Annotated in this window: 10 protein-coding genes; 1 reads left to right on the top strand and 9 read right to left on the bottom strand. The window is 31.6% G+C overall.

The features are described from left to right. Window positions 1–19 precede the first annotated feature (19 nt). The 8 genes from P2E05_RS04340 to P2E05_RS04305 form a co-directional block, all read right to left on the bottom strand. Window positions 20–1,264, bottom strand: a complete 1,245-nt coding sequence (locus P2E05_RS04340; RefSeq protein ID WP_272657619.1) for a condensation domain-containing protein — start codon at window positions 1,262–1,264, stop codon at window positions 20–22. A gap of 55 nt (window positions 1,265–1,319) precedes the next feature. Next, a complete protein-coding gene (locus tag P2E05_RS04335; protein WP_272657620.1) occupies window positions 1,320–2,912 on the bottom strand; it encodes a (2,3-dihydroxybenzoyl)adenylate synthase in 1,593 nt (530 codons plus the stop codon). Between the two features lie 34 nt (window positions 2,913–2,946). After that, window positions 2,947–3,168, bottom strand: a complete 222-nt coding sequence (locus P2E05_RS04330) for a phosphopantetheine-binding protein (RefSeq protein WP_272657621.1) — start codon at window positions 3,166–3,168, stop codon at window positions 2,947–2,949. Window positions 3,169–3,212: 44 nt separating this feature from the next. Next, the gene (locus P2E05_RS04325; protein WP_272657622.1) at window positions 3,213–6,239 is read right to left on the bottom strand and encodes a beta-ketoacyl synthase N-terminal-like domain-containing protein; all 3,027 of its coding nucleotides are present in this window, start codon (window positions 6,237–6,239) and stop codon (window positions 3,213–3,215) included. Between the two features lie 85 nt (window positions 6,240–6,324). Then, window positions 6,325–14,211, bottom strand: coding sequence for a condensation domain-containing protein (locus P2E05_RS04320; protein ID WP_272677635.1), 7,887 nt, complete (start codon window positions 14,209–14,211; stop codon window positions 6,325–6,327). A gap of 45 nt (window positions 14,212–14,256) precedes the next feature. Then, window positions 14,257–18,753 (bottom strand): amino acid adenylation domain-containing protein, encoded by a 4,497-nt coding sequence (locus P2E05_RS04315; protein WP_272657624.1) that lies wholly within the window; start codon window positions 18,751–18,753, stop codon window positions 14,257–14,259. A gap of 98 nt (window positions 18,754–18,851) precedes the next feature. After that, window positions 18,852–20,879, bottom strand: coding sequence for a TonB-dependent receptor (locus tag P2E05_RS04310; RefSeq protein ID WP_272657625.1), 2,028 nt, complete (start codon window positions 20,877–20,879; stop codon window positions 18,852–18,854). Between the two features lie 777 nt (window positions 20,880–21,656). After that, a complete protein-coding gene (locus P2E05_RS04305) occupies window positions 21,657–22,376 on the bottom strand; it encodes a 4'-phosphopantetheinyl transferase family protein (protein ID WP_154635648.1) in 720 nt (239 codons plus the stop codon). A gap of 275 nt (window positions 22,377–22,651) precedes the next feature. On the opposite strand from P2E05_RS04305, the gene ugpQ reads away from it, so the two are divergent. Beyond that, complete coding sequence (gene ugpQ / locus P2E05_RS04300; RefSeq protein WP_154623297.1) at window positions 22,652–23,392, top strand: glycerophosphodiester phosphodiesterase; 741 nt, start codon at window positions 22,652–22,654, stop codon at window positions 23,390–23,392. A gap of 113 nt (window positions 23,393–23,505) precedes the next feature. On the opposite strand, the gene P2E05_RS04295 is transcribed toward ugpQ, so the two are convergent. After that, window positions 23,506–24,192 (bottom strand): fimbrial protein, encoded by a 687-nt coding sequence (locus tag P2E05_RS04295; protein WP_195848161.1) that lies wholly within the window; start codon window positions 24,190–24,192, stop codon window positions 23,506–23,508. Window positions 24,193–24,233: the final 41 nt, after the last annotated feature.

Here is a 24,233-nt window from a genome sequence, read left to right as displayed (position 1 = left end):
TAGAACAAATCACCATCAATTAACTAGTTATTAGTTTTATTTCTTTATTTATTAACAACATTAAATCATTAATTAAACTTTCTGATATAGCGGAAACTGCAAAATCAAAATCTATCGATAAATTACGCGTATTAGTGAGCTGTATTCTTATATCTAATGCCACTTGAGGTGTTTGCGTTAATCCAGAATGGTAATAAAAATTTGAGTCATATGGTTCGACTTTCCAAGAAAGGGCATTAGTAATAACGATAGGAAATGGTATGCTATTTTTAAATTTACTGCATAACTCTCTAGCAATCTCTATCCCTGAATATGAGATATGATTTAATCCATTCATGGTGTCAGATTGTATATTTTTAACATTATTGACTAATGAATCATCATTAGTTCTGTAATATAGCGGAATGATTGTTGATAAATTTGATAACTCCTTATTGTAAATAGAAAAGGAGATAGGTAAACCCACATAAATATCTTCACGTTCACTTAATGTGCATAATGATTTCAAAATTATAGTGTTTATTAAGGAGTTAGGAAAAATAGCATTTTTTTTCGCGTAGCCAGATAACTCATCCCATCTATTTTTTTTAATTACAATATTAGATCTTTTATATCTTGAACTAGGAATTTCTTCTAAATTGGTCTTCCATGGAAAGCTAATTTTACTTATTCCTTCTAACTTTTTTAGCCAATATGCTTTATCGATATCTTTAACTTTAAAAAGGTTATCACAATCTAATAAATTACTGCTAACTTGAGGGGGAACTGACTCTATACCGGTTTTATTTTTTCTATATAAAATTAGAATTTCATTTATAATTGAAGATATAGAATAACCATCTAAAATTAACCCATCGAAACTAAATAAAATAACAGTATGATAATCAACATCTAACTTTTTATTTAATTGAATAAACCACACCCCCCAAGGTGATTTATTCGATTCATGTTTATAATGAGAAACCTGCTCTCTAAGTTGTTCTATCTTTGATAATGTCTCTGTCTTTATATCATTTTGATAATCTATTATTTTTAAGTTTAGATCTAAATCTGTACTTTCCTTCTGTGAAAATTTTTTATGGTCAATAACGATTCTCAATGCATTATGCTTTTCTACTACCTCTCTTAAGCAATTTTTAAAAACATCAAGATCCACATCTCCTCGATATTCTCTAAAATCGTGCATAGCAACGCCGCCTAATGGCAAATAATTTTGCCTTCCCAATACATATGCAACTTGCAATTTATTTAATTTTCTTTCCATCTTATTAAGATCCGTATTGTTATTAATATTATCGTTTCATACCAAAAAACACGGCTTAACGAATAGCTTTTTTATTTATCTTTCCAACTAAGGTATATTCAAATGAGGAAACGACTTCAATTTGATCTGGGAGCTTATGCCATACAACACTTTTATCTAATAAATATTTTCTAATTTGCTGAAGTGTTAATATCTCTTCGCTAAAAGTAATTATATACGCTTTTATTTTTTCACCCAGCAAATAATCTGGAATACCAACAACAGAAACATCTTTAATCGATGGATGGTCTATAAGTAATGACTCAATTTCACTTGGTGAGATTTTCTCCCCCCCCTTATTAATGATTTCTTTTAATCTTCCCGTGACGACAATATTTAAGTTACTATCGAGATATCCTATATCCCCAGTTTTATAGTAACCATCATCTGTAAAAGCAATCTTATTAACGCTAGGTAAATTATAATAACTATTTATTGTATAAGGTCCTTGAGTAATAATTTGTCCTATTTCTCCTAATTTTAATTCTTCACCATTCTCATTAACAATTAATATTTTATCATCTTGTGATATTTTTTTACCTTGAGTGTATAGTATTGTTTCTAGGTCATCATCTAATCGTGTATAGTTAACTAATCCTTCCGCCATTCCATACACTTGTTGTAATGTTACATTAAATTTATTGATAAAATCTCTAGCAATTTCTGGTAAAAATTTCGCACCTCCTACTTGTACTATATTAAGGCTAGATAAATCAAACTGATCATAACAACTTGAATTAAGCCAAAGAATAACCAATGATGGCACTAATGATACTTGGTTTATTTTATGTTTTTCTATTAAAGGAAAACAAATCTCAGGAGCAGAAGACTCACTTAAATAAACCGTTGCACCTGCATAAAAAACACCAAGAAAACCTGGTGAACTCATTGGAAAATTATGAGAAACAGGTAACACCAATAATATTTTTGTTTTTTCATTTAACCCACATATTTTAGCGCTTTCTCTTACTGAATATAAATAATCATCATGTGTACGTGGGATAAGTTTGGGAATATCGGTTGTTCCTCCAGATAATAATAGAAATGCTACTGATTCAGGACTAACGTCGTTATAATCTAATATACCATTGTTTTTTTCTCTCATTAATTTTGAAATTAAAGATGAGTCAATGACTTCTGCATATTTTAGGCTATTACATTTATTCATGAAATGAATATGGGAGCATTCATTTGACTTTCCATTTGAATATTTAATATATCCTATAGCATTACTCGTATTAATTATATTTTCAACTTCGTATTCTCCATACCCATTCAGACAAAAAATTGGTCTGGCTCCTGCATAAAAAATGCCAAAAACAATAATAAAGTACTCTAATACATTAGGTGATTGTACTAAAATAAAATCATCTTTACGTATCCCTTTCCTTATTAAATAGCTACCAAATATAGATGAGTATTTAAATAGCTCCGCATATGTTAACTCTCTATCATTGTCAACAAGTGCAATATTATTTGCATATTTCCGAGTACAATTTTTTAAAAAGTCGATTAACGTTTCACCTAACCAATATCCTTTTTTCCTATACCTTTCTATCCTTGATTGGCTATACGAAACAAATGGTAGGTCATCTATTATAGTATTCATATATTAGCCTTCATCTTAATAAACTATTTAAATATTAGTTATGATTTTCAATTATTTTTAACCAATCATTAATGGTAGGACTACTAACAAACTCGGCATATTCAAATTTTTTCTTAGTTAATTCAGCCAACTTTCCTAGTATAAACATCAACGCTAAAGAATTGAGGCCAAACTCTATCAAGTTAGAGTCATTTTTTACTTCATCTACATTGATATCTAATAATTCTTTTAAGTAATTGCGGATAATATTTTCCATTATTTACCTTATATAAGATAGAATATTCACACTATAAAACAGCATCAATCTAAATTTAGCTGCTTAAATATATTTGACATATCATCAGTATCAATAACATCTTTTATATCTTTATCCTGCTCCTGTTCTTCTTCATTTTTTTCTTTACTTAAATAAATATGCTCAACTAAATCTTTTATGTTAGAGTAAGATAATATGTCTGATAAGTTTACTATTACGCCATGATTTTTATACTCTCGTGTTATTTCTAATGCTTGGAGAGAATCGCCTCCTAATAAGAAAAAATCATCTTGTTTAGTAATGTCATTATTTATAATGACTTTTCTCCAGATCATTAGCGATAGTTCTTCGAGCTCATCCCTTGATTTTATTAATTTTGATTTATTATTACTCGAATTGACGGGCTGCGGTTCTATTTCTGTATTATCAGGAACAATCCAATAACTTTTAGAATCTAAATTAGCGACAGGTAGCTCTACGACATAACTCTTTGGAATGAAATCCGAAAAATTCACATTGACCCCCAATGACCATATTTCCCCAAGGGCATTTAAAATATTTTTTTGCTCAACACCATGGCCCCTATTCGATACTGAAACAGTATAAATATCTTTGTTATTCATCAATGAAATAGCCGTTAAAGCGTTCTTAGCTGATAAATCAATAAATATAGGGGCACATTCTCTCTCTAATATATGTTGTGTTAAGCTATTGATACCATCTGAAAAATGAACAGTTTCTCTTAAATGTTTTATCCAATATTCACTATTAGTTAATGTATTCTTTGTTAGTATTTCACCTGTCAAATTTGATACTATAGGAATAGTCATTTTCTTGAAGTTCACTTGTAATAAATATTCTTTCCACTTATCGATAATGTTATTCATTAATTTGCTATGAAAGCCTTTTTTGACATCTAAAGGTTTACTTTTTATTTCAAGCTCATTCAAATAGCTTATCGCCATATTAATATCATCAGCTTTACCTGAGATCACAAATTGTGTTGGACTATTAATAGCTGCAATATCTAACTTATTTTTGATTTCTTCTGGGAAGATATGAAAGATTTCATGATTAGAAAATATGACCAGCATCATTCCTTCGGGGGTGTCATTCATTAATAACGCCCTAGTGGCAATACATTTGACAGCATCATCCTCATTAAAGGCTCCCGCAATATACGCAGCTGATAGCTCACCTAAACTGTGCCCCATCAGATAATCAGGAGTTATCTCATAAGATTGCAGAACCTGACTTAAACTTGTTGAAATAATAAACAGTGCTGGCTGAGCCCATTTAGTTTGAATACTTTTCTCCAAAGCTTCATCTCTTATATCCTCGCTTGGAAATAGGATCTTACGAATATCTTCCTCCAAATAAGGTTCAAACTTCTGGCTAAGCGTATCAACACTATTCCTAAATAATTCATTCTCCTCATATAATGTTGTGTATACATCAACAAAATCAGTGCCTTGTCCAGGAAACAAAAATACAACCTTATTTTTTTCAAGCGCTTTTCTATGGTATGTCATTTCAGGGGCATAATGAGTCGCTTGTATTGAGTCTGTGACTGCATATGTTCGATAAGCATATTCATGTCGGCATAGCCCTAATGTATACGCTATTGCATTGAGCTCACTATCATTATACCTCTTAAAAGAGTTTATCGTTTTGTTGACGTATTCCCTTAATGCGCTTTCACTACGGTCTGACCATAACAGCAATTTATGTTTGCATTTTGTCTTAGATATAACTAACTCATTTGGAAGGTAATCCTTTGGTGCTGAAGCTAAAATAGCATGTGCATTCGTTCCCCCAAAACCAAAAGAGCTAACTCCTCCATATAAAATTTCTTTTTCTGCTTTAAACTGGTAATTATTATCACAAATAAAGAATGGGGTATTGGCTATATCCAGTTGAGGATTAGCTTTAGTATAATTTATAGTCGCCGGTAATATTCTATTTTTTATCGCTAAAGCCGCTTTAATTATCCCCGTAACCCCACTTGTTGTATCCGTATGCCCTACATTTGATTTTATGGAGCCTAAAGCACAATACTGCCTTTTCGTTGTAGCAAAAGCCGTACTTAACGCTTTAACCTCAATAGGGTCACCAAGATATGTTCCTGTGCCATGCGCTTCAATAAAATCAATATCATCTGGGTTAACTTTAGCGGCTTTAAAAGCAGCTTTGATCACCTCGGATTGTCCATGTATGCTTGGAGCTGCTATATTCAAGCTATCGTTACCATTATTATTTATCGCACTTCCTTTAATAACCGCATAAATATTAAATCCATGTGCGATAGCATCCGATAAACGGCATAAGGTAATCACCCCAACGCCATCGGTAAATATTGTGCCATCTGCCTTTTCATCAAAGACTTTGCATTGACCATCAGAAGATACAGCTCCACCGGGTGTAAATAGATACCCCGTCTTGCTCACCGTGGGGAGCGATGCTCCCCCGGCAAGTGCAAAATCGATTTCTCCCCTTCTTAAATAGCCACACGCTTCATGTATTGCGACTAAAGAGCTAGAACATGCAGACTGAATTGTGATAGCAGGACCAGTTAGGTTTAATTTGTAAGCGACCCTAGAAGATATAAAATCTTTTTCGTTTGCCAACAAAATTTGCATTTTATCTCGACTCAGAAACTCGTTAGACTTAAAGATATTCAGAATTAAATATGTATTGATCGTGCTTGTAGCAAAGACGCCCGTTTTAAATCCTGACTCTGTAGGATATGGCAGCCCAGCTAAATCTAATGCTTCTAAACAGCACGTCATAAATAAGCGCTGCTGTGGATCTGTTAACATTGCTTCTAATCTATTCATTTTGAATAAGTCAGCATCAAACATGTCTTTTTCATGTAGCATTCCACATTTTGCGACGTAACTTATATCGTGGCACACATCAGCATGTTCTGATTTCTCTAACTCTTCGATAGCGATATCAGATATAGTAGTGCCACCATTAAGTAGAAGCTCCCACAGCTCAGGAACCTTAATATTATTTGGGTATCTCCCTGCCATTGAAACTATCGCAATATCATTGCTGCTATATTTCATCTTTTTTCCTCAATAATTATTACGCATAAACGATTCATTGCATTATCATTTAAATTAATCATGTATTAACTTAAACAAGATTTATTTATTCATCATTTTCAGCTATTAATTGGATAATATGCGTTGAAAGTTTACGGAGAGTTGAAAACTGTAATATATCAACTAAGCTAATATTGATATTAAGAGTGTTATTTATAGAGCGATGAAGTCTTGTTAGATCGATTGAGGTTAGCCCCAACTCAAAGAAATTATCATTAAAGTTAACATCATCTATAGATAGAATAGACTTTATTAAACTAGCCAAAGTATTGTCGATACTTCTCTCTTCATTAACTGAAGGACTAATGGCTACCTCTTCTAAACTAGATCTATTACTTATGCCAATTAAAAAATCTTTATTTTGATCTTTAATTGACATTAATACATTAATTCCCTCTGTTTTATCAACTAACTGTAGGCCTATTTCATGTAAAAGGTCTCTATCTTGTCCTTTCCCCATTCCTATCCCTTCCCAAGCACTCCAACCAATCCATGACATAGAATAACCATTATTTCTTTTATCTTGGGCATACCCTAATAACTCGCTATTAGCAGCAATATAAGGTCCTAGCATTGGAGAGCTTTTGAATACCGCCACTGAGCCAAAAAGTTTAAACTGTATATTTTTACAAGACGTGGGATACAAAATAGACATTGTTTTGCGTAGATTTTCTATTGCAAACACCTTAGGTATTCTTGATTTATTAAGCTTTTCTACAGAAATCTCTTTTAAAAAAGAAGGTTCAAAAATACCGGCTAAGTGATATACATATTTAGGTGGCTTTTTATGTAAAAAAGATTTAAATGTTACTATTAAACTTTTCAAATCACTACAATCTGTTTTAATCCAAGTTAATTTATCTCTATTCTTAATTACGTACTCAGGTTCATCACTTCTGCCGATAAGGATTATATTCTTATACAGAGGCATTATCTCTTTTATAATTAACTGAGCAATAGCGCCACCTGCGCCTGTGATTACCACATAATCATCAGGTTCAGTATTTTTTATATTTGATATATTTCTGATATTCCCAACATTAATATCAGTTAACTTTTCTAACTGATATTGATGCCTTTGCTTATACCAACCAGAATCTAAGTTTTTAGGAAAAATCAAATCTAATGAAGATTTTTTTTGTATTACAATATTATGTTTTAGTGAACTCTCAGACGATATACTCGTTAATAAACCGTAGATTAACCCTGCCATTTGCTCGTTATCAGTAACACAACATAGAGTGATATCTTTTAGCGTATTTTCATTAATAATTAAATCAATAAATTCAAGTAAGTCACCTTCATTTTCACATATAGTTCTTCCAAATATAATACCGTTATAACTATTCGTTTCTAATGATTTTTGCAATTCACTCAAAGGTATATTCTTAATATTTTTATGTGTATCAATAGCATCACCTACCGATAACCATTTCATATTCTGTAGATTTTCTGTATGCTCAGTGACAACCCAATCTAAATTAATTAGATTTAGCCTATCAGAATTAGATTGAGTAATTGCTGTTAGCTCGCCATCAACATATTTTTGAGCCATTTTGGCTCTTTGAATCTTTCCACTTGTTGTTTTCAGAAAGAAACGCTTCTGAAGAGGTATAATTTTGTTGATATATAATCCTATACTCTTAAATAATAACTGTGAGATTTCAGTATTAATGACATCTACTGCCACTCGGCCATTAGGAACATAACAGACAACTATCTCTTCTTGATCATCTTTTTTTATGCTAAATGCTGCAATATAAGTACTTTCAATTCCTTTTATTTGCTCCAACTGTTCTTCAATCTCGTGGCAAAAATAATTTTTACCATTAGCTATTAACATTTCTTTTGTTCGCCCAACAAGATACAAATTACCGTTTGCAATAAAGCCATTATCACCGCTATCAAACCAACCATCTTCAGTAAATACAGAGTTGTTTAAATCTTTCTGCTTATAATAACCATTCGTCACATTTGGGCCTCTGATTTGGTAATGGCCTACCTGAAATTCCTCTAATACACTATTTGTATCATCAACAATTCTTATTTCTACGCCCGGAATGACCTTTCCCAAAGATGTAAATAAGCTTGAGCCAGCCTGAATACTATGCTGCTCATTAAAATTGAGACAGTTAATTGATATTTCAGGATCATCTTCATGTCCATACGTAATACATGTACAACTTTCAGCCATCCCGAAGCTTGGAGTTAACACACCTGAATTTAATCCCAATGGCTTAAGCAATTGACTAAAACTTTTCAGTGTTAGCCCAGAAACCATTTCCCCCCCAGTGACTAGCTCCTTCAAACTAGAAAGATCAATAGATAAATTAGAATCAAAAGATTTATTCATCTCATTTATAACGAGCTTATATGCAAAATTCGGTGCCCAGCTATGAGTCACTTGATATTTTGATATCAATTCTAACCATAACAATGGTTTTTCTAGGATTAGTGGCGTTGAGATATGGATTTGGTTGCTACCAACGCAAACGGCTCTCATATGATATAACCAAAGAGGACCGATATGATCCATTGGTAGCCAGTTTAATAAAATATTCTTCTCATTGTAGTCACGAGCATGGCCACTTAAAAATACGTATGAAGCTAACGCTTCATGACGTTGATTAATCGCTTTAGATTTTCCGGTGCTCCCAGACGTCAGTTGATAGAATGCTGTATCTTCAGGTAATGGTTCTATTAATTTAAAATCTTTATTCTGAGCAGATAACTGAATATTTAAAAATTTAATCTTCTTATGTCTTTGGCATAGCGTTGTCATTTCACTCACCAATTCACCATTAGTGACTATCGGCGAGTAATCAAATAGTCTACAAGCATCTATTAATTTATAGCAATTATCATCACTTTCAAAATCAAGTGGTTTAGCAACCGTGATAGGAATAACTCTAGCTAATATAGCTCCCCACAATAAGCAAAAATATTCATTATATTTTTCAGGTATTAAAATAATCACATCACCACTTTTAAGTCCTGAATTATTTAGTTTTTTAGCAAACTGAAAACTTTTTTCATATAATTCATTGTACGATATAAAAGTCGTGCCGTAGTCATCAATAATAGTAATTCCGTTTGTTGAGTGATTTTTAGCCGTTAATTTGAGAAATTCCGGTAATGTTTTAGGAAAGCATTTAGGTATATCAATATCCCCTGTCTTTTGATATGCTGCATTTCTTTTATTTAATTTAATATCTATCAATTTTTCATTTTTAGAAATGCTATTCAGTAACATTAACAACATATCAATTAGCTTAACGAGTTCAGATTCTTTAAAAAATGAATCATTATATTCGACAAGAATATCTAAAGTGCGACTATCTATCTGAGCTGTTTGTAAAACCAATTCAAACTTAGCTTCACTTTCACCTAAATAAGCTTCAACATGAGTATCAACACCTTGTATATCTAAATCCCTATAATCTATATTTTGGTGAACACACATAACTTGCATTAAAGAAGATATTCCATCTCCCATTTTTCTTGTGCTTGCACTATTCACAATTTCATCAAAAGGTAGATCTTGATACTTTAATAAGTTTCTTCTTTCAGAGACTAAAGATAATAATATCTCATTAAATCCTAGATTCGGATCTATATCAATTTTAACTGGAATAGTATTAGCTAAAAAACCAAGAATATTTTCGCTTTCTGAATGTAGGTGTCGCCCAGCGGAAACCGTACCAATAAAATAATGATTAACGTTTTTCCAGACTGCCAGTACACAAGCAAAAGTCGTCAGTATAATATCATAAGGATCAATATTTAAATTTTTATAATTCGAATCTATTATTTCATTAATATTTAATGAACAACGTCTTCTAACTACTTTAGAGATATTACGGTCACTACTTATATCTTTATTAAAAAGCTTGCCGCCTTTATCATTCTGAAGGTAATTTTTCCAGAATTTTTTTAAAGTTGATTTTCGACTATCCTCGCTAATCCTATTATTTAACCAATTAGCATAATCAACATGACGGTAAGGTAATGATTTTAAGATTTTTCCATTATATAACTCACTTAGCTCCTTAAACAAAATAGCGATAGACCATCCATCTGCTATAATATGGTGCATACAAATGACAATTGCACTTTTTTCCTGTTTAGTGTCTATTAACGTGACTCGCATTAATGGTGATTGTGATAAATCAAAAGGAATATGATGCTGTTCATACAGTTCATCTTTTATTGCCTGCTCAAAATCACGCTGTCCTACAACTTTATAAATAGGAAAAATATATCCAGAGTCATTAACGAAAACTTTAAATTCACTAATACCTTTATCATCAACAACTTCAATAAAACGACTTCTCAACGCATCGTGCCTATTAATTAGCTCATTTAATGAGAAAGTCAATTTTGATAAATCAACATGACCTATCATAGTTAATGAAAAAGTCATATTATAGCTAATAGATTTAGGTTCTATACTTTGCAAGTAGAATAGCCTTTGCTGATTAAATGATAAGTCATATAGATTATTTTCAGAGTGAATCTTATCGATATTGACACTATCCTTTTCGCTTTCAGATATTAAGCTTGCTATCCCTTTTATTGTCGGAAAATCAAATATATCTGATAAATTTATATCTATACTGAATTTTGTTCTAACAATACTTAACAATCTACTTGCTAATAATGAATGACCGCCTAATCTAAAAAAGTTCTGATCTATACTTATTCTGCCATCAAATCCTAATAGCGATTTCCATATCTGCTCTAATTCTTGTTCTATTAGAGTTTCAGGAATAATATCTTTTGCTGTTAACTCATTTTTGTAACGTGAATCTTGTAATATTGTAGTACATGCTATTTTATCTATCTTGCCGCCTAGTAAAGTGGGAATTTTATTTATTGATACCATTAAACTAGGAATATGTGTTTTTGGTAGTTTTTTATTTAATTGAGCGTAAACATATTCTTTATCCCGTCCATCTGATAATTCCAGTAAAACAGCTAATATTTTTTCATCGTTAGAATCTGTTACTATTGAAGATAAACATTGCCTAACACCATCACATGATAATAGAACACGATCAATTTCTTTCAAATCAATCAAAATACCACGAACTTTCTTCCTATCATCTTTGCGGCCTATAATAACGAGTTCATTTTTACTATTCAAATATGCGTAATCCCCCGTTTTATACCATAACTCATCATTGTTATAAAAAAAATTATCTCTTTGTTTAGCATTAGCTTTTAAGTATCCGTCACATAAAATACTGCCTGTTACCCACAATTCTCCAACTAACCCTTTAGCTATAGGCTTTTCTTTTTTATTAACAATCATAGCTTTACTATTAAAAACAAGCTTACCTGCCGGAATAATTTCATTTTTTTCATTCTCAATAACATTATAGCAGGTTAAATCGGCACTCATTTCTGAAGAACCGTATATATTAAAAACCTTAGCTTTAGGAATGTATTTTTTAATTTTATTTACAACATTTAAGCTAAGTACTTCACCACTAGAAATAAGTTTCCTTATTGCCATTATATAAATATTGTTTTCTTGCAGTACTCTATACATTTCCAAAATAACTGACGGCGTTAATGTAATATTATTAATGTTATTCTTAATGATATAAGCAATTAAATCTTCTGGGTGTCTTCTTATATCATCATTAGCAATATATAGAATTTTCCCCAAGACTAAAGGCAAAAAGAGTTCAGCATAAAAATCAACGAAACTAACCGATGTTTTCAATAAAAACTTATCATCATCATAAAATGGGTTAAGTTCATTAAACCAATATATTCTATTAAGCAAACCATATCGTTTGTTTAATAATAATTTAGCGTTACCTGAAGAGCCTGATGTATGTATCATATATGTAACCAATGTTTCTTTAATATTAAAGGCTTCTTCTGCATTTCTATTACAATTTGAAAGCAACTCATTGATTAATAAGCAAGGCGTATCATTATTAATATCGTCTAATAAATCACTATTGGTAATAATAAATTTACACTCAGATTCATCTAATATACTTTCAATTCTCTCCGACGATTCATTAATATCTAATAAAAATATAATACCACCACATTTTAATATCGATAAACAACTGATGACCAAATCTATCCCATAAGGTAAAAGTACACCAATGATAGGAGAAGGCGTAGATTTCAATTCATTTAAACCTCTCGCAATACAATTACTTTTCTCCTCAAGGTAAGCGTAACTATACTCGATATCACCATCAACAATAGCTATCTTGTTGGGGCTTTTACTTGCATTATCTCTAATTAACTGAGTTAATGGATAGTTATTAAATTCATAGGCAGAACTATGTAATTCAGAATATTCATATGAGCTAGGAAAAAGTGCTAACTCATTTAAAGTAGTGTCACTGTGTTGCTCTATAAAATTAATTAAAATATGATTTATACTCTCTAAGAGTATTTTTGCAAATCGTTTATTAACTTTATTAACCTGTATATTTAATTCACACTGAAAGCCTCCAGATTTTAAGTTGGGCCTTACCCAAAACTCGATATCTGTTCTATTCGTTTCAAGCTCTTCAAGTTGATGGTTACAAGACTCAATTGATAAGTATTCATTTTCATATTTACCTTCAAAAATAGAATTATTATAAATAAAAGTAAACTCAAATAGTGAGTGTTCACCTTTTTTTCTGTCAGGATTCATTTTTTTCACTATTGATTCAAATGGAATATGTTGTCTGATAAAGTCCTGTGTTATTTGATCATGAGTTGCTCTTAACGCATTAGAGATAGTGTGTTCTTCATTATAATCAAATCTTAATAATAAAGGATTTACAAAGTTACCAATGACACTGTTAAATTCAGCTAAATGACGATTGGAAACATAGGTACCAAAAGCGATATCACCTGTTGTTTTAAATTCATTTAAAACAATCTGCAATACGACTACAAATACTGTATATAATGTTGTGTTATGCTTTCTAGCTAACACGTTTAATTCACTCACTTGCTCAGCCGTTAAGTCAAAAAATAGTGATGAATTATCTTTTTCAGTTGATGATGTTATATATTTATATGGTAACTCCATTGGCCTAAAGCTATCAAGTCTTAACTGCCAGTAAGTTAATCCATCCTCTAAGTAAGATTGATATTCATCACTATTTTCCCAGATAGCATAGTCTAAATAATCTAACTTTAGATCTTCTAATTGATTTCCTTGATAAATCTCAATTAATTCTTTTAATAAAATATCATATGAAACACCATCAAATATCATATGATGGCTTGTTATAAACATATAATAAAGTTCTTCAGAATACTTTATTATTGACACAAAAAATAGAGGACCAGATTTTATGTCTATGACTTTATTTTGTTCTTTGAATTTTATTTCACTGAACTTTTCTTCTTTTTCATTATTGCTAAGTTCGGAAACATCAATAACGCTTATTTTTATCTCATTCTCTTTCAGTAAGATACCTGGATAGCCATTAGTATCGCTAATAGATGAGTTTATTACTCTATGCCTTTTAATTATTTCTTTAAAGCTATAGTTCAATCTAGTGATGTCTACTCTTCCTAAAACTCTAAACACTAATGGAATATTAAAATGTTTATTTTCTTTCTCTGAATCTAATTCCATTTGGTACCAAATACCTCTTTGTGATGAGCTTAATGGTATTACAGAATCTTTATTGAATATTTGCTTATGACATTCGGGTATAATTGTTTTTATCTGTGAATCTATATAATTAGCCATATCATGCAATAATGGATACTGTAATAACTCACTAATTCCAACATCAACACCAAATCTCTCTTTTATGAGAATGCTTAATCTGATGAGTGAAATTGAATCACCACCGCTGGCAAAAAAGTTGTTTTCTCTATCATTATTCGCTACCTCTAATTCTTCCCACAATTCTGATATTATTTTTTCTGTTTTAGTATATAAGTATGACATCCGTTTATCCCCTTTATGGAGTAACACAATTTGATGAGTTAATATTTATTTAATCCACACAGTAGTACTATCAGGATTTACAAGTAGCTTTTGGATATTTAATACATAGGTAGCTAATAATTTTTTTGCTTCATGGGAGGTTGATTTTGTTTTATCGTAATTTAACATTACAGTAAGTTCATTGCTTTTACCCTGCCAACACGACATTTCATAAATTAATCTTACTTCATTACTCACGATATTTAGTTTTTCCATTTTAGCATCACCAAAAAATAGTTCGTCACTATAATTTGGTTGCATGATAAAGCATGCTTGACAGAAATCATTGAATCCATTTCTTCTTCCTATCCCCCCTAATGTTTTTATAATCTTAGAAAGTGATGGCATTGGATACTTAATGACATCTGAATAGTCTTCTTGTACTTTTTTAACCATATCATTAAGGGATATTCTTGAGACTCCACTCACTTTAAATATAGGATTATGTATAAAAAGTCCTAACATAGACTCTGTATCCGGATGGTCTCTTCCCGAATCAGAAATGCCTACAAAGAAATTTTCTTTTTGGTATATGCTAGCAAGAGTTAATTGAAAGATACTAAATAACACAATAAATGGAGTCGTATTTTTCTGGTGGCAAAACTTATTTAATAACTCAGAAATATCTTTGGGTATTGTTGATTCCTCTATCATTGACTCAGGTTTATCCTGATTGTTCACCTCAATTAAGTGCACACCATCCTTAATGACACCTTCCCAATATTTAATATTTTCATTCTCTTCTTTTAATAGCTTATTTTTCTTCCAATAAACGTAATCAACATAATTTATATCAAGCTTTATCACTTTGTTAATATTATTGTAGACATTTTCAAGTTGATTAAAAAACAGTTTTACAGACCATCCATCAAAAATAATATGATGGAAATTAAAAAGATAAATTTGTTTTCCATTAGATAAAGGAATCAGGTGTACTCGCCAAGCATATTCATTAAACAAATCGAATTCACTATTTTCAATTTCTCGAATTTTACTTATTAAAGATGATTCATCAATAACCTTCTCATAATAAATTGGTAAAGGTTTGTTTTTATCAACATATTGGCTCAATCCCTTAGACGTTAGAGAAAAGAGTAGTGAAAGCGCAATATGATGACTTCTTAAGTATTCTAACGCATTTTTAAGTTTATTTTCTTCTAGTTTTTTATTAGATTTTAACCCAAAAACAATTCTGAACTTGATTTTTCCCGATGACAATTTTTCTGCCAACCATATGTCTTCTTGGTTGGGAAGTAATGGATATTCACTTAAATCTATATGTGCTATTTTATTTTTATCATTCGTTTTGCTTTGCAATTCTTTGATTAAATGAATTTGTTCATCTATTTTTAGGTTCATTAATAATTTAGCGAAAGGTATTTGGACAGAGAAGTGATTAAATATTTCTGTTGAAAGACTTATTAATAATAACGAATCTCCACCAAGTGAAAAGAAACTATCATTTTTATTTTCTATTTTTTTATTTAACAATCCTTCCCAAATCTCACAGAGCATGACTTCTTGTTTTGTTTTCATGCTTTCATCTTTATTTTTTAACTTCCCCTTCGCTGACTTTAAATAATCTTCGGTGATGAGAGTTAACTTTTGATAATCTACTTTTTGATTCTTAGTTAACGGCAACTCATACAACTGAATCCATAATGAAGGTAACATACTTACTGGCAATACTTCTTTGCTACGTTGATATAGTTCATTATCATTGATTTTCGGGATATTAGGACGCAATACTAATGCCGCCGTCAAACTTCCTTTATATAAATAGACAATAGCTCGGCTAACTTCGATAAACTCTTCTAGTTTTTTCTGTACTTCACCACATTCAACTCTGACTCCTTTTATTTTTACCTGCCCATCCTTTCTTCCTATAAATTCTATTCTGCCATCAGGATGATATAGCCCGAGGTCACCGGTATTGTATAGTCGTTCTTTCGTTATTGGGTGAATAATAAACTTTTCTGCTGTACGTTTGGGATCATTCATGTAGCCTTGTGCCAATGACACTCCTCCACAATACATTTCACCGATAACCCAATCAGGAACTTCTATCAATTGCTCATTTAATATATAATATGAGCAGTTTTGAATTGGATATCCGTATGGTACACTTAACCAGCTTTCTTCATCTTTAATTCTGTTTGTGATATTCCACATAGTTGTTTCTGTAGGACCACCTACACTATATGCAACAACATTAGTTGAGCAATATTTCTCTATTCTTTTTAGAATATTAGTCGGTATCCAATCCCCTCCCATTATAATATTTTTTATGCTATCTAATGTATATCCTTTAAATTCACACCAGGTAAATAGCATATCAATAATCGCGGGAACTGAAACAATATAGTTAACGTTATATTTTTTTATAATATTAGACCACTCTTCAGGATCTTTTCTTTTATTTTCTTTAGGTAGTATTAGTACACCTTTTTGTATAAAAGTTGCCAATGTATCAAATACTGACATATCGTGATGTAATGCTGATACCCCTAATACGATCGGCCTTTCAGAAAAATTTATTAGTTTTTTTATAGAGTAATCTATCGCATTATTAACGCCTTTATTATTTACCATTACCCCTTTGGGCACACCTGTAGTACCAGATGTATACATGATATAAATAAGATCTTCTTCTGATACAGAATAGCCCGGTAGTGTTCCTGCCAATGGTATATACTCACTTTCAATAACCATTTTATTTTTTTCGATATTGAAAGTTTTTATATTTATACTCTGACTTATTAAGTCTTCTGTTTCATTATTTATAATAATGAGGTCTGGTTTTGCATCTTCTAAAATATCAAAAACTCGACTTTTAGGCTGCTCAAGATCTAATGGTAGATATGTACACCCTGAAGCTAATATTCCCCAAACACAAATTATCTGCTCGCAACTTTTTGGTAATAATATTGCAATTATCTTTTTACTATTTTTGTTCTGATTAATCAGTTTACTTAAATGTCCACCTAATACACATACTTGTTTGTACATTTCTTGGTAGGTGATTTTTTTTGTTTCACAAATAAGTGCATCCTCATCTTGACATGATGAGCTTTCCATCATTTCTGAAAATTGTCTAAAAATAGAATTACTTGAATAGCCTACTCTATTATTATTTATTTCATATCTTTTTTCTTTTTGTTTAATCGGGAGACCGACAACATTTTCTTTATGGATATATTCTTCATAAGTATCACTAATAATAGCAGTGACTAGATTAATAAATATTTCGAACATGCTCTCTATGCAATTATCGGCATAATGATTTTTATCGTAATCCCATTTAATGGTCAATGCACCTTGATAAAACTCATGCCGACAGTCTAACTTTACATTTGGTGTATGTGATATATCATATTTTAAATCACCAAATAACTTGTATTTAATATCATCTCTTAATTTATCTAGCCCATGACTCAATGTAAATACGACGGGATATATGTTGATAGATGACTGATTATTTCTTTGTGATATATGTCTTAATATTTTATTACTCGACACTTGGGAAAAATTTAAGTCATCAATATACTGTTTATGTATATAATTAACTCTATCTTTAAAGGCTGTTCCTGTAGGAAGGTCTAGATTTAATATTAGATATGATGAGAACTCTCCAGCTATATCATTTATTTCTTTATTATAAAATGGCCGTGAAAATGTGGGAATATTTATACAAAATTTATTTGAGTCATTCCAATAATTAATGACTTCACAAAAAATACTTAGTAACAAAATGTCTATATTGGTATTAAGCTCGCGTGCTCTTTTTTTTAGAATATCGACATCTTTATTACTAAGTTTTTTTTCTAATTGTGAAAAGTTATTAATTTGACCTTTATTATTTTGAATGGTTTTGATAGGTAAGTTAGGTGGGAAACTTGTGTGACCTAGGCGGCTATACCAGTAATCTAAAATCTCGTTATCAACAACATCTTCTTTTTTAGAATAAAAGTCTTGTAGATAACTTTTATAGTTATAGCTAATATTAGCCATATTCTCTTCTGAAAAATAAAACCTAGCCAAATCTGAAAGTATAATATTCACACTGTAAGCATCTATAGCCCACATATTTAAATGCAGTATGAATTTTGTGAACTCATCATCCTCAATTAAATAAATATTATACTGTGGGCCTTCACAACAATTAAATTTCTTATGTGAAACTTCATTTCTTAATGATATATAATAATTTATTTTCTCATCCTTTTTTAAATCTCTAATATCAATATAGTGAATTTCTTTAGGGTATTTTATTATTGTTTGCTGTCCATTATTTAGTGCTACAGCACTAAGCATGTCATGCCTTTCTAACACCTTGTCCCATGACTGCTTAAATTTTTCTAAATTCAATTCTGTTAGATTATACTCACAATAGTATTGGATTCTTGAATTATTCTTTTGTGTATAATCAGTTATACTCATCCAATATGCTGTTTGCATATCAGACATAGGAAAGGTATCCCTAGAATCTGAACGGTAATCCATCTATATTAACCTTATAGAGTTGACAGTAATGTGTGATTTATGAAAATAAGAATTTATTTTATGGTGTGATTTTAAATCACACCATTTTTCTTAATGAGTTAGAATTTTAATTCAGCCGTAATACCTACGACTCGCGGCTGTTGATATGTTGTATATCCACCTGTAATAACTTTCACTTTTTTATCTGAATCAAAAGTATTATCAGCGTAAAGTGCTACTCTTCCATATTTAAAATTATAAGCTAAATATGCATTAGCCTGTGAATAGGCATTAATTTTTGACTCTTTACTATTTGATACAGAGGAATAATAATCGCCTGTGTAATTTACGTTAGCCCCCACCTCAAATCCCCTTGGTAGTTCATAACTCCCCCCTAAATTTAATGTATAACTTGGTGAGCGACTTAATTTATTATTTTCATAACTTTCATTTTCTTTATATTCTTTGATCTTAGTTTTGAGTAACCCAAGACCTGCGTATAAATTTAGTTCATCGGTAGCTAACCAATTAATATTTAGTTCTGCTCCATATGTTATCGCTTTATTCGCATTATCAACGACCGTATTGCCTGAAATATTATAGTATGGCACTTGTAAGTCTTTATAATCATTATAGAATATATTGGTATTGACACTAAGGCGCTTATCGTCAGAGATCCATCTATGGTAGAGCTCGTAGTTCCATACATATTCAGCATCATATTCATATGTTGCAAATGGAGGTTGAAATGAAATGCCGGCTCCCCCAGGATTATATCCCCTTGCAACCTTAGCCCCGACACGTTGATCATTACTGATTAAATATGCAACATCAAATTTTGGTAAGAAGATATTTTCTTTATCTTTGTAGTTCACGGCAAAAAGACTTCCCCCAGTTCGTGAGTGTTCTTCTTGCTCATAACGTGTAGATATGTTTACTTCAATATTTTGTACTGGCTCAAATGTTAGCTCACCATAAACTGCCTTTGTCGTCGTCTTATCTTTATATGAATTTGGAACCACGAGTAATACTCGCTCATCCTGAGGCGCATTAAAATAAAATAGCCCAAGCAGCCCTCTATAGCTTCCATTATCAAATTTTAATATCGGCTCAATTTGTGTTTCATGGCCTTCAACCCTTGCAGGTCCCCCTGTGGGTAGTGAATAACGGTCCTGAATATAATTTGTATAAATTGCTTTATTTTCAAATTTCCAGTTATCGTTTATTTGGTATCCCATATCCCAAATGTTTGTAGCCGATCTAATTTGGAATACAGCACGGTATGTATCCGCTACCGTATTAGATTTAAATTCGCCTTGCGGTGCCCGAGAGTCAATATGGGAAAAAGTGTAAGAAGTGTAGAAATCAGGTAATGCTGAAGGTAACCATACCAATTTAGCTCGAGTCGTTGTCGCTTCGAATTTACTCGAATCACCAGCAGGATAGTAATCAGCCAATTTTTCATATGATTTTCTCTCTTGCCTATCAACACTTAGACGGAATAATAACTCTTCATCAACAACAGGCCCAGAGACCATGGCAGCATATTGTCGACGATGCTGATTTCCATAATCTACTTTTACCGCACTTTCATATTCATTTATCGGATCTTTACTTTGCATCACTATTGCACCTGCAATAGCATTACGCCCATGAGCATAACTTTGAGGACCGCGATACACTTCCACTTGCTTCATGTCCCATAAAGATTTGGTACCAAAAGCCAATTCATTGTAGTTTGAAGTCCGTCCATCAATTTGGACATTTATACGTGGTCTTGCACCAGTAAAAAACGCCATCGCGCCAGGAGATACTGAGCCATCGATACCTCTAATGGTCGGTAATTCATTACCTAACCCCGTATCAATTATATTTGGTGTCTGTTTAAGTATTTGTGTTAGCGAATATAAATCGGGACGTTTCTCTAATTCTTTAGCTGTGATGATATTAATACTAGCACCGGTCTCAACAGCTCTACGATTAAACCTTTCACCTATTACAACTATTTCATCAGAATTTTCTAGGTTATCCGTATTTTCTGTATTGTTTTTTTTATCTATCTCATTCGCGACACTCAATGAGCTAGAACAACAAATGAGAAGTAAGCTAAGAGAGCTTAATTTAAATTTAAATTTAACTTTATTCATTTTTAATAGACACCTAATATGTAGTTGATAAATTATATAGTAAATTCAAAATGCTATATTATAGTTATATATAAAAACTCACCTGCAAAGGCTATCTTTATATTTTAAGACTTAATTAAATAATAGAGTTTAAATATATATATAAGCGGAACAAGTAAATACATCTAACAGATTAATATTAATGATTTGACATATCCTTGCGTATAACGCGCTAAATTTTTTATTTTTATGTTCCATCATATCCATATAAACATGATGAAACTATTATTATTGTTAATGAAATGTTACAACGAAAAACCTAGCTACCGCCCAAAATAATCCAATAGTCCCCTCATTAAAATCAGCACTTTTATTAATGTTTTTGCAAATGATAATAATAATGATAATCACATTCATTTCTTTTAGCATGCTTGTAAACTTATGTCAAATTAGCAATAAGTGCGTATTACCTTTAAGCACCATCATTACAACTAGTTGATTTATAAGTTTAATTTAGATTGAGGATTTGACGGGGATTTGTTTAGGAATTATCTTAGAGTGAAAAAAATCAGATCTAGATCTGATAAAATAAAAGTGGTGTAGATAAGAACATAAAATATACTTTATGTTTGTGTGGGATTTCTTAAGCGTTAATTTTAAATGTTTATCTATTCTTAGGCAGGAAAATTTTCGTTAAAGAAACAGTTTATCAACAAAAATAATAAACCTTATTAATTACAGCTATTAGGTTATCATAGGCTCGAATTATCTCTTTCATTTATCTTTTTATTACTCTAGCTACTCTACCATTTTGATATTATTCGATGTAAAAACATGATTATCGATAACTCTATATTGAATATTTATTTCATCTCCCACATTCCATCTCTTAGCAAGCTTTTTTGTTAAAACAAATTTCAAATTATCATGGGTCAATTCAATCAACATGGCTGTATTAAAATCAAAAACCTCCCTAACGTCTTTATAAAGAGATTTAAATATTGACTCTTTTGCAGAAAAAATTAATGTAACAAATAATTCCTTTGGAAATTTTATTTTTCTATAGATATCGAATTCATGAGCGACCAAAACTTGATGCTCAATTTCTTTACATAAATCAGAACTTATAACTTTTTCACAATCAATACCAATATTGGTATGTGTAGACTCACTCGCTATACAGGCAGCTGCTATCGATTCTGTATGGGTAATTGAACCAATGATCCCATTTGGCCAACAAGGACTTCTATCAGGATTGCTGATAATTTCGTAATGCTCTTCCGTTTTATACTGCTTTAATGCCATTTTTGCACAGATCCGCCCTGCTAAATACTCACACCTGCGTTTAGGAACCATATTATTGAAGGCTAATGGCAATGCGACTTGATGAAAAGTAAAATCTGTTTCATCAATGTCGGTTATCTCGAAACTTATCTGCCTACAGTACACATGCTCATTTGGCAAAAGGAAATCAGAGGGCAATAATGAATACTTGAAGTGACTTGATAGTAAATGCATCTAATTTTCCAACTTAGACAAATATAAATGAGCACTTAAAATAACGCGACACGCGGATGATGGCAACGACCTTATTTTTAGCTATTTTTAACCAAAATATACTCATTCGCCTTTGAATACACTCGCAAAAAGATGCACTATTCATCTGTGCTTTTCATGAATATCATATATCGAGTCTAAAAGATTGTTCGTTAGTTAATAAACTAAACGTTATGATTATACTTACCTGAAAAGCAATTCTCTTTTTCACCTTTAATAGCCGATGGACAAAATATATGAAATCTTGGCCCTATCCTAAAATTGTCGCTCACCGTGGTGGTGGTATGCTAGCACCAGAGAATACCCTTGCAGCTATTGATGTTGGTGCTAGTTTCGGTCATACAATGATTGAATTTGATGCAAAACTATCTCAAGACAAACAAATATTTTTACTCCATGATGATACGCTTGAACGTACAAGCAATGGCCAAGGTATCGCGGGTGAGTTAGATTGGGAACAACTGTCAAAAATTGATGCAGGAAGTTGGTTTGGTCAAATATTTGCAGGTGAGCCATTACCATTACTCTCTCAGGTTGCAGCACGTTGCCAGCAATATGGAATGATGGCAAATATCGAAATAAAACCAACCGAAAATTTAGAATCAGAAACAGGAAGAGTTGTTGCACTAGCCGCACGTCAATTATGGCAAAAACAAACAGCGCCTTTACTTTCCTCTTTTTCCATTGAAGCATTAGAAGCCGCTCAGCAAGCAGCACCTGAACTACCAAGAGGATTGTTATTAGATGAATGGCGAGAAGATTGGCAAGCGCTAATAACACACCTTGATTGTCTATCAATCCATTTAAATCACGAATTACTCGATGAAAAACGCATTAAGCAACTAAAAGACTTTGGATTATATATTTTAGTATATACGGTTAACTCTCCTGTTCGTGCCTCTCAGCTTTTAGCATGGGGTGTCGATGCTATCTGTACAGACGCGATTGATATCATTACTCCCAATTTTGGCGCCTAGTTATCGAACAAATGAAAGTGAGTGAGTATGAACGCCATGTATTATTTGTTTTAATATATGGCGATCTCCAAACTAACTTTCCCATAAATTGCAATGTTTGGGTGAGTTTAATATTAATCACAATTGCCTATTGGATAATATTTATCAAAAGCAACAATGTATTTATGGCTTTTCTTTTTTAATCTTGCGTCCCGATACGCCTGTTGGGGTAACAAGTAGAGTACATAAGGAATATCATCTTCATTAGATTCACAATTATCATGTAAAATGACTCTAAAATAGGTATTACCCGTATTTTTTAACACACCTTCATTTTGCCTAAAGTCATATTTGAAATTAGGATTTTTAGGCCTTACTACTAGATAGGTTTCTAAGCTTATCGTTGGATAGAATAATGGCTGCTTTTTTTGTGCCCCAGAATTTTTTACTTCAAATGGCGTTTCACTGATAATAATTTTGTAATAACGTTCTTGGTCATCTTCTTTTCCACGATAAAATATTTTAAAAAACTCCCGTTCTCCCGGTAGTAAAATTTTCTTTAAGGGTGTAAAAATAATCTCTCCATTACTGATTTCTTCTCCAACTTCATCGTTCCCTGGTTTATCAATCTTATATGCACTAAAGCTATATAAGTTAGTTGTTTTTGTATCATTAACATATGACTTCGACAAAAACGTCTCACCTGATTCTATAGAGGAAATATCAGCATCAATGTATAGCCCATAAGCCTGCTTATAGAATAAGAGTAACGCCATAAAAAATAGGCTGCCCAGTAAAGAATGACCATTGTTTTTTAGCATATCATTGACCACACTAAATTAAAGTCAGTGTATTTATTCAA

Source organism: Providencia stuartii (genome assembly GCF_029277985.1).
Lineage (GTDB): Bacteria > Pseudomonadota > Gammaproteobacteria > Enterobacterales > Enterobacteriaceae > Providencia > Providencia zhejiangensis.
The sequence above is the reverse complement of the archived record's forward strand: the minus strand, read 5'-3'. Positions and strand labels throughout refer to the sequence as shown.

Excerpts from the sequence above, each read along its gene's own strand:
- P2E05_RS04305 (WP_154635648.1), bottom strand. The coding sequence starts at position 22,376 with ATGCATTTACTATCAAGTCACTTCAAGTATTCATTATTGCCCTCTGAT.
- P2E05_RS04340 (WP_272657619.1), bottom strand. The coding sequence starts at position 1,264 with ATGGAAAGAAAATTAAATAAATTGCAAGTTGCATATGTATTGGGAAGG.
- P2E05_RS04315 (WP_272657624.1), bottom strand. The coding sequence starts at position 18,753 with ATGGATTACCGTTCAGATTCTAGGGATACCTTTCCTATGTCTGATATG.
- P2E05_RS04295 (WP_195848161.1), bottom strand. The coding sequence starts at position 24,192 with ATGCTAAAAAACAATGGTCATTCTTTACTGGGCAGCCTATTTTTTATG.
- P2E05_RS04310 (WP_272657625.1), bottom strand. The coding sequence starts at position 20,879 with ATGAATAAAGTTAAATTTAAATTTAAATTAAGCTCTCTTAGCTTACTT.
- P2E05_RS04320 (WP_272677635.1), bottom strand. The coding sequence starts at position 14,211 with ATGTCATACTTATATACTAAAACAGAAAAAATAATATCAGAATTGTGG.
- P2E05_RS04330 (WP_272657621.1), bottom strand. The coding sequence starts at position 3,168 with ATGGAAAATATTATCCGCAATTACTTAAAAGAATTATTAGATATCAAT.
- P2E05_RS04325 (WP_272657622.1), bottom strand. The coding sequence starts at position 6,239 with ATGAAATATAGCAGCAATGATATTGCGATAGTTTCAATGGCAGGGAGA.
- P2E05_RS04335 (WP_272657620.1), bottom strand. The coding sequence starts at position 2,912 with ATGAATACTATAATAGATGACCTACCATTTGTTTCGTATAGCCAATCA.
- ugpQ (WP_154623297.1), top strand. The coding sequence starts at position 22,652 with ATGAAATCTTGGCCCTATCCTAAAATTGTCGCTCACCGTGGTGGTGGT.